At 45.9% G+C, this 14,671-nt stretch carries 11 protein-coding genes; 5 read left to right on the plus strand and 6 right to left on the minus strand.

The window, feature by feature from the left end:
- Positions 1-488: 488 nt before the first annotated feature.
- Entirely contained in the window at positions 489-2,180 is a 1,692-nt protein-coding gene (gene groL / locus ACUVJL_RS39485; RefSeq protein WP_445250800.1) for a chaperonin GroEL, read from the minus strand.
- A 30-nt stretch (positions 2,181-2,210) separates the two neighbouring features.
- Positions 2,211-2,369: a hypothetical protein gene (locus ACUVJL_RS39490; protein WP_445250801.1), complete on the minus strand. Its 159-nt coding sequence runs from the start codon at positions 2,367-2,369 to the stop codon at positions 2,211-2,213.
- 329 nt (positions 2,370-2,698) lie between these two features.
- Between ACUVJL_RS39490 and ACUVJL_RS39495 the strand changes: the two genes are divergently transcribed.
- Entirely contained in the window at positions 2,699-4,447 is a 1,749-nt protein-coding gene (locus ACUVJL_RS39495) for an ABC transporter ATP-binding protein (protein WP_445250802.1), read from the plus strand.
- A gap of 470 nt (positions 4,448-4,917) precedes the next feature.
- Here the strand turns inward: ACUVJL_RS39495 and ACUVJL_RS39500 are convergent, their stop codons facing one another.
- Entirely contained in the window at positions 4,918-6,036 is a 1,119-nt protein-coding gene (locus ACUVJL_RS39500) for a fatty acid desaturase (protein WP_445250803.1), read from the minus strand.
- A 443-nt stretch (positions 6,037-6,479) separates the two neighbouring features.
- Between ACUVJL_RS39500 and ACUVJL_RS39505 the strand changes: the two genes are divergently transcribed.
- Both ACUVJL_RS39505 and ACUVJL_RS39510 read left to right on the plus strand, forming a co-directional pair.
- The gene (locus tag ACUVJL_RS39505) at positions 6,480-6,623 is read left to right on the plus strand and encodes a hypothetical protein (RefSeq protein ID WP_445250804.1); all 144 of its coding nucleotides are present in this window, start codon (positions 6,480-6,482) and stop codon (positions 6,621-6,623) included.
- 232 nt (positions 6,624-6,855) lie between these two features.
- Positions 6,856-7,323 (plus strand): hypothetical protein, encoded by a 468-nt coding sequence (locus tag ACUVJL_RS39510; RefSeq protein ID WP_445250805.1) that lies wholly within the window; start codon positions 6,856-6,858, stop codon positions 7,321-7,323.
- A 79-nt stretch (positions 7,324-7,402) separates the two neighbouring features.
- On the opposite strand, the gene thiO is transcribed toward ACUVJL_RS39510, so the two are convergent.
- A complete protein-coding gene (gene thiO, locus ACUVJL_RS39515; RefSeq protein WP_445250806.1) occupies positions 7,403-8,500 on the minus strand; it encodes a glycine oxidase ThiO in 1,098 nt (365 codons plus the stop codon).
- A gap of 151 nt (positions 8,501-8,651) precedes the next feature.
- A complete protein-coding gene (locus tag ACUVJL_RS39520) occupies positions 8,652-8,990 on the minus strand; it encodes a 2Fe-2S iron-sulfur cluster-binding protein (RefSeq protein ID WP_445250807.1) in 339 nt (112 codons plus the stop codon).
- Between the two features lie 117 nt (positions 8,991-9,107).
- Between ACUVJL_RS39520 and cimA the strand changes: the two genes are divergently transcribed.
- The gene (cimA, locus tag ACUVJL_RS39525) at positions 9,108-10,766 is read left to right on the plus strand and encodes a citramalate synthase (RefSeq protein ID WP_445250808.1); all 1,659 of its coding nucleotides are present in this window, start codon (positions 9,108-9,110) and stop codon (positions 10,764-10,766) included.
- Positions 10,767-10,926: 160 nt separating this feature from the next.
- Entirely contained in the window at positions 10,927-11,973 is a 1,047-nt protein-coding gene (locus tag ACUVJL_RS39530; protein ID WP_445250809.1) for a PDDEXK nuclease domain-containing protein, read from the plus strand.
- A 232-nt stretch (positions 11,974-12,205) separates the two neighbouring features.
- Here ACUVJL_RS39530 and ACUVJL_RS39535 read toward each other — a convergent pair whose 3' ends face one another.
- Positions 12,206-14,416, minus strand: a complete 2,211-nt coding sequence (locus ACUVJL_RS39535) for a peptidase domain-containing ABC transporter (RefSeq protein ID WP_445250810.1) — start codon at positions 14,414-14,416, stop codon at positions 12,206-12,208.
- Positions 14,417-14,671: the final 255 nt, after the last annotated feature.

Raw genomic sequence — 14,671 nt, forward strand, 5'->3', positions numbered from 1 at the left:
GTTCTTGTGTCTGATTGGTAATTAACGGGGGGTTTTTTATCTGGTTTTTTTGGTTAAATTTGTCTCGATATTTAAAAAATAAACATTTTTTTGTTTTTTGGTGGTTGGGGCGCCCCGCCCTTATTTTTTGGCGGGGCGGCACGCCCATCCCACAATAACAATTAAAATTGTAAGTTATTTAATTCGCGATCCTTAGTTTATCGATCGGGTAAGGCACCCACTGCTCCAGTCTCAACTTAAGCTGAAAATCCATGAGAACTCTCGCTTCTAGCGAGAGTCCAGATCCCCATTGCATCGGACGAATCGTTGCGGGGACTTTGATAGCTTCAAGTCCCCCCGGACTATCAGGGGGGCGCCGGGGGACTTGAAGCTGCCCTAATCGTCAAACAGTAGACGGGTACTAAATAAGACGCGCTTGTTAACACCAATGGTGCTTGTGGCGCACCCTACAGGCTACAGACTAATGACTGCTGACTAATGACTGAAGACTACATCATGCCCATGCCGCCCATGCCGCCCATGCCGCCCATGCCGCCCATGCCGCCCATGCCACCCATGCCGCCCATGCCGCCCATGTCGCCCATGTCGCCGCCGGCTTTTTTCTTCTCGGGTTTTTCGACAATCACAGCTTCAGTGGTCAACACCATACCAGCAATGGAACCGGCATTTTGCAAAGCCGATCGCACCACCTTAGCGGGGTCAATAATCCCAGCGGCAATCATATCTTCGTACACGTCGGTGAGAGCGTTGTAGCCAATGTTGAACTCGCTCGCCCGCACTTGCTCGATGACGATGGAACCTTCAACGCCGGCATTATCAGCAATTTGACGCAAAGGTGCTTCCAAAGCTTTCTTCACCAAGTCAGCGCCTACTTGTTCTTCGCTGTCTAAAGTATCTCTGATCGCATCTATTTTTGTAATCAGGTGAAGTAGCGTCGTGCCGCCTCCAGCAACGATACCTTCTTCCACAGCAGCTTTAGTAGCGTTCAGAGCGTCTTCAATACGCAGTTTACGGTCTTTGAGCTCGGTTTCGGTAGCTGCGCCGACTTTAATTACAGCGATACCGCCGGCGAGTTTGGCGATGCGTTCGGTTAGCTTTTCCTTGTCGTAGTCGGAATCCGTCGCTTCTAGCTGCTTGCGGATTTGCTCGATCCGTTTTTGCACGTCAGCTTTGTGTTCGTCGCCAGCAACAATGATCGTGTTTTCTTTGTCGATCGTAATTTTGCGGGCGGTACCGAGCATTTCTAGGGTTGCGGTATCGATGCTGAGTCCGACTTCTTCGGAAATCAGTTGACCGCCGGTGAGCACGGCGATATCTTGAAGCATAGCTTTGCGTCGATCGCCAAAACCAGGAGATTTCGTTGCTGCGATGTTCAATACGCCGCGGGCTTTGTTGACTACCAGAGTTGCCAAAGCTTCGCCTTCAATATCTTCGGCGATAATTAGGAACGGTTGACCTGTGCGGGCGATTTTTTCGAGAACTGGAATTAGTTCTTGAATCGAGCTAATTTTTTTGTCGGTAATCAGGATGCGAGCGTTTTCGTACTCAACTTCCATGCGATCGGTGTTGGTGACGAAATACGGAGAAAGATATCCGCGATCGTACTGCATCCCTTCGACAACTTCCAATTCCGTTGTCAGAGATTTCGACTCTTCAACAGTAATTACGCCGTCTTTGGTGACTTTTTCCATTGCTTGGGCAATCATGGCGCCGACTTCTTCGTCGTTACCGGCCGAGACAGTGGCGACCTGAGCAATGGCGCTTCCTTCAACGGGTTTCGCCAATTTTGCGATTTCCAGTACCAAATGGGCGATCGTTTTTTCAATACCCCGGCGCAGCGCGACTGGGTTCGCGCCTGCTGCGACATTCTTCAAACCTTCGCGAATGAGGGATTGAGCTATAACCGTTGCGGTTGTTGTACCGTCGCCTGCGATATCTTTAGTTTTGGAGGCGACTTCTTGAATTAAGCGAGCGCCGGCATTTTCCAGGGGGTCTTCGAGTTCGATCTCCCTAGCAACGGTGATACCGTCGTTAACGATTTGGGGAGCGCCGTATTTCTTTTCCAATAGGACATTCCGGCCTTTCGGGCCCAAGGTGATGCGGACAGCATCGGCGAGTTGATTGACGCCGCGTTCTAGTGCCCGCCGAGATTTGTCGCTAAATGCAACTATTTTGGTCATGTTTGTCTCCTGTCGCTTACATTAGCAAATTTAGCACTCTCTGAGTCTGAGTGCTAAGTCGATCGATTTTTGATTGTAGCGCGCCCCAACGGTGCGGGGGGTGGCGGGGGCGGATTGGAGATTTGGGCGATCGTTCCGGGTGGCTAAGGACACGGCAATGCCCTGTCCCCACATATCTCGTGTCGCCACAGATATAATGTGGTTTGTTACATATCGATATACTCAGGTTTTGGTTCAGGGCTAAACCCAATTTTGATGGCGCGTTATCCCAAAGCAGAATTTTTAATAAAAATTTCTTAACTTGTGTTTTCGGTCATCTACCTTTCGATAGAGCTTCTATTCTTTTTCCCAAATTCTACCTTCTATAGCAACCGCCAAGACTATTAGGACGTTCTTGATTGCTGAAAACCTTGGGGAAGACTCCTTCTTCCTTCAGCATCCATCCGTTACATCCGTTACAAAATCCGTTGCCGAACCTTCTTCCTTTCCTCAATCTATCTCAAATTACCCGCTAACAAATGGCTCGTTATTCTCGACTGCAAAAACTCGGCTCTTATATGCGCCCGCACTGGAAACCAACATTCTGGGGCGTTTTTTCGCTGTTAATTGTCAATGCTGTGGGCGTTTACATTCCCCTGCTGATTCGGAATGCAGTTGACACTCTCCAAGTTGCGACTAAATTTGACCAAGTTTTCAACTACGTGGCACTAATTCTGATCCTCGCCTCAATTATGTGGGTAATTCGGATTATGTCGCGGATTCTGCTGTTTGGCGTGGGGCGTCAAGTAGAATTTGACCTCAAACAGCAAATTTTTAACCATTTATTAACATTAGAACCCTCTTATTTTGCCGCCAATACGGTAGGGGATTTAATTAACCGCGCTACTTCCGATTTGGACAATATTCGGCGCTTGGTGGGGTTTGCGGTACTCAGTTTGGCGAATACAGCTTTTGCTTATGCTTTGACTTTGCCGGTAATGCTGGGGATTAATGTAAGGCTGACGCTGTTGGCGATCGCAGTTTATCCTTTAATGTTAGTTTTGGTGCAGTTATTTAGTGACAAACTTCGCATCCAACAGTTAGCCGTGCAAGAGGAATTGTCGGCGATGAGCGATTTGATTCAGGAGGATATGAGCGGAATTTCCGTAATTAAAATCTACGCTCAAGAAGAAAACGAACGCCGAGCTTTTCGCGATTGCAACGCGCAGTTGCTATCAGCAAATTTGGAATTAGCCCAAACTAGAAACTTTCTTTTTCCGCTGCTGGGCGGTTTGGCAAGCATCAGTTTGTTGGTGCTGCTTTCTGCTGGTGGCGGGGCAATTGCTAATGGCTTAATTAGCATTGGCGATTTTGTGGCGTTGCTGATTTATGTCGAGCGTTTGGTGTTTCCGACGGCGCTGTTGGGTTTCACAATTACTGCTTACCAGCGGGGAGAAGTGAGTGTCGATCGCATCGAATCAATTCTGACGGTGGAACCGCAAATCAAGGATGCTGCCGATGCAGTTGAACTGCCAACTCCAGTCCAAGGCGAAATTGTCGCCCGCCATCTAAATTATACTTATCCCGGTGCTAACACACCCGCGCTTAAAAATGTTAATTTTACCATAAAACCGGGAGAAACAGTCGCAATTGTTGGGGCGATCGGCTCGGGAAAATCAACTTTAGCTAATGCACTGCCACGCTTGCTCGATATCGATCCGGGTCAGTTATTTGTAGACGGACAGGATATTACCAAGGTAAAATTGACCCAATTGCGCGGGGCGATCGCCTACGTTCCGCAAGAAAGTTTTCTGTTCGGCACTAGCATCAAGAATAACATCCGCTACGGAAACCCTTTAGCGGAACAGCCGGAGGTTGAAGCTGCGGCTAAACAAGCGCAAATTCACCCCGAAATCCTCAATTTTCCGCAGCAGTACAAAACAGTTGTCGGCGAGCGCGGCATTACTTTATCCGGCGGACAGCGGCAGCGGACCGCACTTGCTCGTGCTTTGTTAGTTGACGCCCCAGTGTTAATTTTAGATGACGCTCTTTCCAGCGTTGACAATCAAACTGCTACCGACATTTTGCAAAACTTGGCAACGGGAACCGATCGCAAAACAGTAATTTTTATCTCGCATCAAATGTCAGCGGCGGCCAGTGCCGATCGCATTTTTGTGATGGAGAAAGGAGAAATAGTTCAGAGTGGCACTCACGCTGAATTGGTAGGGCAAACAGGGCTTTATCAGTATTTGTGGAACCAGCAAAAATTAGAGGAATTGCTGCATTGACAAGTGACAGATAGTTTGAGTCATCTATACTTAGACCCTAGATAAGTAAGTTGGTGCAAATAAACTGGTCACGATGAGGCAGGGTTTTGTCAGAATAAACAGGCTGCTAGCATAGCTCCCGGTTAAACCCGCCATACCCATCTAATGTTTATTTGTAACCACCTACTTAACTATAGCAATCCTAAATCATTTGTGAATTTCTTACTCCCTCCCCGAACTCGCGGGGAGGGTTGGGGTGGGGTCAAAAATTTACGACTCCTGCGAGGATTGCTATATAGCGATCCTAAATCATTTGTGAATTTCTTACTCCCTCCCCGAACTCGCGGGGAGGGTTGGGGTGGGGTCAAAAATTTACGACTCCTGCGAGGATTGCTATAGGAAAGTTACGGTTAAAATTTATCCCACTAGCTGCATCCCTAATCATAGGATTTTAGTGATAAAAAAGCAACCAAACTTATTGCCAACCGATTTTAATTAGCTACATTACTCAAGGGAATTTCTTCTTGTTTTTGCTGAAATAATTTAATCGATTGCAGACTATCTGAAGCAGCATCCCAAAGAATGAATTGGAAGCAGTCAGGAATATCGCGAATAGTCAGTGATTTTGAATTAGCAAGCAAGTGAATATTAGCATTGTGACAAGCCCGAAGATTATAGTTAGGTATGCGCTCAGAGAGATGATGAATATTGTGGTAAGCAATATCAGCCGAAAACCAATTGAGAATAGTTGGTAATTTTAGGTAACTACTGCCTTCAATTGCGCCAAGAAGATAGTCCCAACCCTCAGCTTTATGAGCGTAGGAACCGTCAAAATTATGCTGAACAAAGAAAATACAGATAAATATCGCTGCTGAACAAGTCATGACAATTGAGTAAACACTCCAGAAAAAGCCAAACCCCAGTAAGTTGCTCAGATAAATCCAGCTACCAACAACACAAATATTGTTGAACAATAAATCCCAAAACTCAGCCGTCGTATACCAATGTTTGGATTTATAAGAAGCAATGATTGCAGATAAACCCATGCCAAAATCTTGATTGAGACAAGCAAAAATATGCCGGATAAAACCAGTAGTTCCCAAGATAAGCGCGAGTCTTGGCTTAATAATTAGATAGAAAAAACCACCGGGAAACAGCATCAATGGGTGTCTGAGTAACTGATACATCTTTTGACTAAATGGACTTAGCGCCGCAAATTTTTCGGTGGATATCAACGCCGAAGGGCCGCGGTACATATCCCAATTACCATTATGTTTGTGGTGATAAGCGTGTCCCCTCGACCAGGGGTACTGAGGAATCGCATTGATGATACCTAGCATAAAACCCATAATGCGATTGACTTTTTTGGAACTAAAAAGAGAATAGTGCCCGCAATCGTGCATCAAAGAGAAACAACGTCCTGAAAAAAGTGTCATCAACACCATTATCGGCGGAAGAAGGAATATAGAAATGGCAGCCGCTTTAAATGCTAAAAACCATAAGAATATATAAGGAATCACTGTATTGAGTATTTGGCAAGTAGCTTTCAAATTGTTGCTCTTCATATAAGGAGCTAGCACAAAATCCGACTTTTTGATCGCGCTTTTCATTCAGTATATCTATGGTGTGTGGATAAGTGCTTAGCTTAGCATCCGGATAGGATGGCTATTTGGGGCATTGTTTTGTTGCAGGCAATTGGGTTAATTGCGGTTGAAATTCAACCCCTAACCAGCAGTTAAAAATCCATTCCAAGCGGTGTGTCCAATGGTGAGCATATTTTGGTGAATGAACAGATTCTACCCATACCCAAAGCTACCTTGCCGCTTGTTATCTTCAACTCGCATTGGCTTCTTCCTCAGAGACTATATAATCTCATCACAGTTGCGGGACAGTGCCGGATTTACGCCGGACTTTCGCCGTTTCTTCCAAAGGTTTTTTTGTTGGAACCGATTTTTGCACATTTATGAGGTTATCACAACTCTGGTTTGTTTACAAAAAAAAACTGTGAAACCTGTCAGCAGCCGCACAAATAGCTGCACCGGAAGGCATTAATATGATTGCTTGGTTGCACGATCGACCTTCGGTGATGTATCCCGCTATTGTTGCTTGCATCGTCTGTTGCACACTTTACCGTTGCGGGATCTACCCCCAACTCGATCGCCCGTTCAAAAGTTGGGCTACTCCCGAAAACTTGTGATTTCGGGCTATATGGGCGAGAGACAAACTGGCTGTATCACCCCGCCGGCGTAGATCGGCCAACCGCCCGCCCCGGAAGCCAAATTTGACACAACATCCACGACTTTTTGCTTGATTCTGTATCAACTCCTGAAGACGGGAATTTGAGAATAATCGCACTTGCTGGCGATCGTTCTGTGTGCTCGGAGCTCTAACTTGCTACAATTTAGTCGCACACCCGACTAAAAGGGATTATGACCGAACTATTAGATGAGGCGCTTTCTATTGAAATAGCGGCTCGCATCAAAAGCAACCGTAAAAACTGCTTTGACAACGCTTGTAAAGCAGCATTAGCCACCGAGGGGGCAATTTATGTTCAAGGCTTTTTAGCTGTGCCGGGAGCGCCGTATAAACCCATCGAGTATAGCTGGATTGAACTCGACGAGCGAATTGTTGACCCAACCTTTCCCCATCTCGGTTTCATCGCTCAAGACATTCATTATTTCCCAGTACAGCGCTTCAGCGTCAAGAAACTCAAAGCAATTCTAGAAGAGTCAAAAGAAGATTATCCTGAAGACGACCCGCTGCCAATTTATGGCAATCAACCTTATGAATATTACGGTGATTTGATGTTAGGCGGTAGCGATTACCAAAATGCTTACGATTTGGCATTTTTTAAATGCAGGGAATTGAACCAACCCAAAAAACAGGATGCGAACTAATCAGGATTCAGGCAAAAAAATGGTTTGACGCGCTACATACAGTGGAAAGGTGCGCAGCGCGCACCCAACGTATAGAGGTTTAATTAAGTGCTGAAGATCGAAACCTAGAATAATGAAAAGCAGCCAATAACGGATCTGATTTCTGATTCCAAATCAAATCCGCCAACAATTTAGCCGTCACCGGAGCTAACAAGATGCCATTGCGATAATGCCCCGCAGCCAGCGTCAAATTCTCCCAAACACTAGGGCCCAAAATCGGCAACTCATCCCTCGTAGCCGGTCGAAATCCCCACCAAAACTCCAGAATCGGATAATTTTCTAATTCGGGATATAACTTAATCGCTCCTGCTAGCAAAGTTTGCATTCCTGCAGGCGTATTTCCAGGGGTAAAATCTACATTTTCGCTAGTAGCGCCTATAATAATTCTGCCATCTTGACGCGGCACAATATAAATGCCAGTCCCGAATAAAACTGTTTGCAGCGGCTGCATCACTCCACAATTTTCTGGTACGCATACTGACAGCATTTGCCCTTTTATTGGATAAACAGGAATATCCAATAATTTCTCAGACCAAGGACCTGCAGCCAAAACATAACGGTCAGCTTGTAATTTTCCTGCCGTTGTTTCTACTCCAAAAACTCTGTTTTTCTGCCGAATAATTTCTTCTGCACTGCCTTGAATAATATCAATTTTTAATTCTTTACTTGCAACTTGAAGCGTCCGAAATAAAGCGCGGTTGTCAACTTGAGCGTCGTCAGGATACCACCAACCGCCAATTACTTCTTGACCCAATCCCCATTGATGTTGGCGAACAGAATCTTTGTCCAACCATTGATAATTTAGGTTTGACAAAAGCGGCTTTTGTTGAGGCTCATTTTGACACACTGGCGCCAGAATTCCCGATCGCCAATATCCCGTTTTCAATCCGGTAATATCTTCTAGTTGTTCCACCCAGGCGGCATACAGTGCGCGACTTTGCAAGCACAAATCCAGCATCGGACTGGGAGGAATTCGTTCGGCTTGTGGGGCAAGCATTCCGGCGGCAGCCCGGGCCGTCGGTTGTTTAGAATCGGCGGTGAGAACAGCGACAGATGCCCCTCGTAATTTCAGTTCTACTGCTAGGGAAAGACCAATTATTCCGCCGCCAATAATCAGAATATCTTGAGATGAATTCATTAACTTTTATATGGACTTTCTGGTTTTTTTGACCTCTCGGCTTTCTTTAGGGTAAGGTGCCGCCTGTGCACCTTACAGTTAGAATTCTTGCGCAAGTCTTACATATTATCTTGCCAGGCGATCGTCCTATCTGCCCTTCTTAACAAAAAATCTAGGCTTGTGGTTTCCAGACAGTTTCAGAACCCTGGCCCCAGAAACCGTCATATTTTGTCACCTTAATATCGCCTAAAACCTTGGTTTGGCAGGACAAACGGCGGTTGGATGCGGGAGAATGGGGAGGAACCGAAAGTCGGGCTTTTTCGCGCCACTGGGACTCGGAAACTTCCCCCTCGACGTTGACGGCGCAGGTGCCGCAAGTGCCGAGGCCGTGGCAATTGATGACTTTGGCGTTGCCATTGTAGAGATCGATGCCGTTTTTGAGCAAAACTTCACGGAGATTGGCGCCGCGATCGCACTCAAATGTTTTTCCTTGCGCTTGTACCTTGACCACAGTAATTTACCCCGGTTAAATTTATGTTAATTTTCATATATATTATCGCATTAATTACAAATAAATTCATCTAATATAGTAAGTGATATATTAGCAATTTCTCGATCGCAATTTCCCATGACAAATCGGCTCTGGATCTACGATACCACCCTGCGAGACGGTGCTCAGTGCGAAGGACTCTGCTTATCTCTCGAAGATAAACTGCGAATTGCTCGCCAGTTAGACAGTTTAGGAATTCCCTTTATTGAAGGCGGCTGGCCGGGGGCTAATCCTAAAGACGTACAATTTTTTTGGCGACTCAAAGAACAGCCCCTAACTCAAGCAGAAGTTGTAGCTTTTTGTTCGACTAGGCGACCGGGAACTACGGCAGCTAATGATGAAATGTTGCAGGCGATTTTGTCCGCCGGTACTCGTTGGGTGACGCTGTTTGGCAAGTCGTGGGATTTGCACGTTATTGAAAGTTTGAAGACCACGCTAGAAGAAAATCTGGCGATGATTCGAGATACAATTGAATATTTACGCAGTCAGGGAAGGCGCGTTATATACGATGCCGAACACTGGTTTGACGGCTACAAGCACAATCGAGACTATGCTATTAAAACTTTAGAAGTAGCGGCGGCTGCCGGTGCAGAATGGCTGGTGCTTTGCGATACAAACGGCGGTACTTTGCCTCACGAAGTCAGTCAGGTTGTTCGCGATGTGGCAGAAATAATAGAAACTTGGGATATTTCGGAATCGGAAATTCACCCCCCCCTTATTAACGGAGGGAGAAAGTCTCAAATTCACTTGGGAATTCACACTCACAACGACTCGGGAGTTGCAGTTGCTAATGCTTTGGCTGCGGTGCGGGAAGGAGTGACAATGGTACAGGGAACGATTAACGGTTACGGCGAACGCTGCGGCAATGCAGATTTATGTTCTTTGATTCCAAATGTGCAGCTCAAGTTGGGTTATGATTGCATTCAAGACGAGCAATTAGTTAGATTGACTCAAGTCAGCCGATCGATCAGCGAAATTGTCAATCTTGCTCCCGATGATCATGCTCCTTTTGTAGGCCTTTCGGCTTTTGCTCACAAAGGCGGAATTCACGTATCGGCGGTTGAGAAAAATCCGTTAACTTACGAACATTTGGAACCGGAAAAAATCGGCAACAGGCGGCGAATTCTGATTTCGGATCAAGCGGGTTTGAGCAATGTTTTGGCAAAGGCTCGCGCTTTTGGCATTGAGCTCGATCGCAAAAATCCTGCTTGTCGCCAAATTCTGGAAAAATTGAAAGATTTGGAAAGTCAGGGATATCAATTTGAGGGTGCTGAGGCGTCTTTTGAATTGTTAATGCGCGAAGCCTTGGAACAACGCCCGCCGTGGTTTGAAATTAAGGGATTTCAAGTCCACTGCGATAAGGTTGGCGAAGATTGTACGGCTTTGGCCACGGTCAAATTGTCAGTAAACGGTACAAATATCTTGGAAGCTGCCGAAGGAAACGGCCCGGTTTCGGCTTTGGATGCGGCTTTGCGGAAAGCTTTGGTGAATTTTTATCCGGCGATCGCGCATTTTTACCTGACAGACTACAAGGTGCGAATTCTCGACTCGGGCGCGGGAACTTCTGCTAAAACTCGCGTTTTATTGGAATCGAGCAACCGCCAGCAGCGGTGGACAACTGTCGGGGTTTCTACTAATATTTTGGATGCTTCCTGTCAGGCTGTTGTTGAAGGTTTGGAGTACGGTTTGCTGCTGGAAAATCAAGAGGCGATCGCCCTAGTTTGTAGGGTTCATTGATCTAGTAGAAAATAGCCAACGAAAACCGGGCGGGCAGGATGCCCACCCCACAAGAAAAATCACTCTTTGTGGAACAGGCATCTTGCCTGTTCTTGAGAATGGTGCAAAATGTGAGATAAAATAGAGGCGATCGTTCTGGAAAATATGCGGGAGTTAGTTTATGGCGAATAACTTATCAATTCCAGAAGATTATTATGATTTTCTGCGGGAACTTAAGGGACGTATTTTGCAAGCTCAAGTGCGGGCTGTGATTTCGGTCAACCGCGAATTAGTGTTGCTTTACTGGCAAATTGGACGGGATATTTTAAACCGGCAACAGCAGCGAGGATGGGGAGCAAAAGTTATAGACAATATAGCTGCTGACTTGCAAAAAGCTTTTCCTGAGATGAAGGGTTTTTCACCTCGCAATCTCAAGTATATGAGAAGTTTTGCGGAAACTTACCCGGATGAACAATTTGTGCAAGAGGTGCTTGCACAAATTCCTTGGTATCACAATATCGCCTTAATGGAAAAGCTGAAATCGTCAGAGGAACGCCTGTGGTATGCACGACAAACTATCGAGCAAGGATGGAGTCGAAATGTGTTAGTTCATCAGATAGAAAGCGGGCTGTATCGGCGACAAGGGAAAGCTGATACTAACTTCTCTCGCACTCTCCCCAACCCGCAATCTGAACTGGCGCAGCAGTTGTTGAAAGATCCTTATAATTTTGATTTTATCAGTTTAGGCAAGGAAGCACAAGAGAGGGAATTAGAGAAGGCTTTAATCGATCGCATCCGCGATTTTTTGCTAGAGTTAGGGGTGGGGTTTGCTTTTGTCGGCAGTCAGTATCATCTGGAGGTTGAAGGGGAAGATTTTTATATTGATTTATTGTTTTATCATTTACGCTTACGGTGTTTTGTGGTAATTGATTTGAAGGTGGAAGCGTTTAAGCCAGAGTTTTCTGGCAAGATGAGTTTTTACGTTTCGGCGGTCGATGATTTGCTGAAACACCGGGATGATATGCCGACTATTGGGATGATTTTATGTAAAAATAAAAAGCAGAAGATTGTCGAATATGCTTTGCGGGATATGAATAAACCGATCGGCGTTTCGACTTATCAATTGCGGGAGGCTTTGCCGGAACAGTTACAGGGAAGTTTGCCGACTGTTGAGCAGTTGGAAGCTGAGTTAGAGGCAGTAGAAATTGAAATTGACGAGGAATTATAAAAGGCGATCGCTAAATTAAACCGCTAGATTAATATTAAAAATAGCATTAAATGCTATCAAAACAATTTTTAGTAAATTTGTAAGGTAGGTTCTTGAATAACTGACCCTACAAATTTATATCGTTTCCGGTTGCATCGGAATGATTTAACCACAGAGGGCGCAGAGAACGCAGAGGGAGAGAATACAGAGATGAATAATTCCGATGCTACCGGATTTGATATTACAAATCTGTTCAAGGATTCAAAAACTCTAAATGGTTTCCTGAAATCGATCGCAATTTTGCAGCAGACCCTTGCATTTTCAACCTGCCGCGTTCTAACATGATAATCCAATCGGCCCGATCGATCACTCGCGGCCTGTGACTGATAAAAATCGTGGTTTTCCCCTGCCGGTACATCAACAATTGTTCTAAAACTTCCGCTTCGCTTGCGGGGTCAAGCCCTGCGGTAGATTCGTCTAAAATCAATATGGGCGGGTTGTTGAGAATGGCGCGGGCGATCGCCAATCTCTGTCTTTGTCCGCCCGAAATATTCGCTCCAAACTCCCCTAAAACTGTTTGATATTTATCAGGCAATTGGCTAATAAATTCATCCGCCCCCGCAATTTTACACGCTCTCACAATCTGTTCAAAGCTGACATCTGGACTGCCCAACCGAAAATTATCCATAATCGATCGGCTCCAAAAATGCGCTTCTTGAGGAACCAAAACCACCTGCTGTCTGAGACTGTCGAGAGACAAATCCTGCAAGTTGTAACCGCCAATTCTAATATTACCCGATTGCAGCGGATACAGACCAGCAATTACTTTAGCTAGGGTACTTTTTCCGCAGCCGGAATAGCCGATCAAAGCAATTGCTTGACCGCCGGGAAACGTGACAGAAAAGTTTTCCAGCAAATCCAGTCTGCCGGGGTAGTGAAAACTAACACCGTTGCAAACAATACCGTCGCGGTCCTGAATCGTTACAAAAGGTTTATTCGTATCGTTTTTAGTTTCCGGTGCAGCGTCGATGACTTCGGAAAGCCGTTGAGTAGCTGTCCGGACGCGAGTCATTTCATCAGTAAATCCGACTAAGGAAGTCACCCAAGTAGTAACGTTTTGATTCATGCTAATAAACGCTAGCAACTGACCGATACTCAATACCTTGCCAATCACCAAACCGCTGCCCAACCACAGCAGAGTAATGCTGCCCGCAGAGGCAATAAAACCAGAAAATATATTGTTGAGAATGCCTATTTGCGTAGTGCGGAAAGTCAGCTTTGCTAAGCGGCCGAAGCGGCTTTGAAATTCTTCCCAAAGTTGCTGGCCGCTGCTGGTAGTTTTGACAGTCAGGGCGCCTTTAAAAGTTTCTACTAAAACGCCTTGAGTTTCTGCTTCCAGCACCAATAAACTGCGCGTTTTGTGCTGCAATGCGGGCAGAAAGACCACTGTTGAGACAGTCATTAACAGAGCTATAGCTGTAGCTGCTAGCGTCAGTTCCTTGCTGTAGAATAGCATAAAAACAAAAGAAACTACAGCTATAAAAAATTGACTGGGCAAGCTGATAGCAACTTGAGAAACTAATTTATTGATTTCTTGGATATCTTGTAATCTACTGATAATTTCGCCGCTGCGTCTGGTTTCGTAAAAAGTCAAAGGCAATCGCAGGAATTTGCGCGCGAATTCCATGACTAATCCCAACTCTAAACGCTGGGAAAACTGAGCAATTAAGTTCGACTGTACTAATCCTAAACTGCTGCTGAAAAGGTTCATGACTATAACTGCGATCGCCACACTTGCCAGGAGTTGTGTGTCGCCCCGCACCAGGATGTCGTCGGTGAGCAGTTGAACTAGAAAAGGCGAAGCGATCGACAGCAAACCCAACACCACATTCAGCAAAAATGCTTCTATTAAAATCTGGCGGTAGATCCCAATCCGGCGCATCCATTTTTCTAAGGAATTGGCGGGCGGTTGCCCCTCGGCTGCCGCAAAAAACCGCTCCGCATCGGGTTCTACTAGCAAGCACAGCCAATCTGTCCAAGCTGCTGCTAATTCTGCTTTAGAAACATAGCGCATACCGACGGCTGGATCGCCGATCGCATATTTGTTGCCCTGCTTTCCGTACAAAACCACCCAGTGATAGCCGTTCCAGTGAATAATCGCCGGTAAAGGCGCTTCCTCAATTTGGTCTAAAATAGCAGCCGCGGCTCGCACGGAGCGAGCATTAAAGCCGATCGCCTCACCGCCTTGTTTCAAGCCCAGTAAAGTCGTCCCTTGCTGGCCCGTACCGACCAATTCTCGCAACCGGCTAATGGGAAAATTCTGTCCGTAAAATTTGGCGATCGAAGCCAGACACGCCGCGCCGCAATCTTCTTCGCTTTGCTGGAGCACAACCTGATATTTCCGAGAATTATTGATTTTTCCGTAGAATGATATTCCTGGGAAAAATGGGATGTTTTTTAGCATTTTTTCAAATGAGTAGAGCCTAAAGAACAATACCCATCGCCGCCTCGCCAATCAGCACAAAGCACCCATAAATTTAGGGGTGCTGGCTGGCTTCAAATTTCTATAACTGGATTAATACCAATTTTTTATGAGGCTGCATAGAATCCGATCCCCCCTAGCCCCCCTTAATAAGGGGGGGACAAGATTCCGATCAAAGTCCCCCTTCTTAAGGGGGATTTAGGGGGATCGAGATATGTGCAACTTCACATTAAATTG

The sequence above is a fragment of the Microcoleus sp. OTE_8_concoct_300 genome (assembly GCF_031383065.1).
Lineage (GTDB): Bacteria > Cyanobacteriota > Cyanobacteriia > Cyanobacteriales > Microcoleaceae > Microcoleus.

Bases quoted from the DNA above. Each gene is read 5' to 3' on its own strand.
- groL (WP_445250800.1), bottom strand. From the start codon at position 2,180: ATGACCAAAATAGTTGCATTTAGCGACAAATCTCGGCGGGCACTAGAA.
- ACUVJL_RS39495 (WP_445250802.1), top strand. From the start codon at position 2,699: ATGGCTCGTTATTCTCGACTGCAAAAACTCGGCTCTTATATGCGCCCG.
- ACUVJL_RS39500 (WP_445250803.1), bottom strand. From the start codon at position 6,036: ATGAAAAGCGCGATCAAAAAGTCGGATTTTGTGCTAGCTCCTTATATG.
- ACUVJL_RS39505 (WP_445250804.1), top strand. From the start codon at position 6,480: ATGATTGCTTGGTTGCACGATCGACCTTCGGTGATGTATCCCGCTATT.
- ACUVJL_RS39510 (WP_445250805.1), top strand. From the start codon at position 6,856: ATGACCGAACTATTAGATGAGGCGCTTTCTATTGAAATAGCGGCTCGC.
- thiO (WP_445250806.1), bottom strand. From the start codon at position 8,500: ATGAATTCATCTCAAGATATTCTGATTATTGGCGGCGGAATAATTGGT.
- cimA (WP_445250808.1), top strand. From the start codon at position 9,108: ATGACAAATCGGCTCTGGATCTACGATACCACCCTGCGAGACGGTGCT.
- ACUVJL_RS39530 (WP_445250809.1), top strand. From the start codon at position 10,927: ATGGCGAATAACTTATCAATTCCAGAAGATTATTATGATTTTCTGCGG.
- ACUVJL_RS39535 (WP_445250810.1), bottom strand. From the start codon at position 14,416: ATGCTAAAAAACATCCCATTTTTCCCAGGAATATCATTCTACGGAAAA.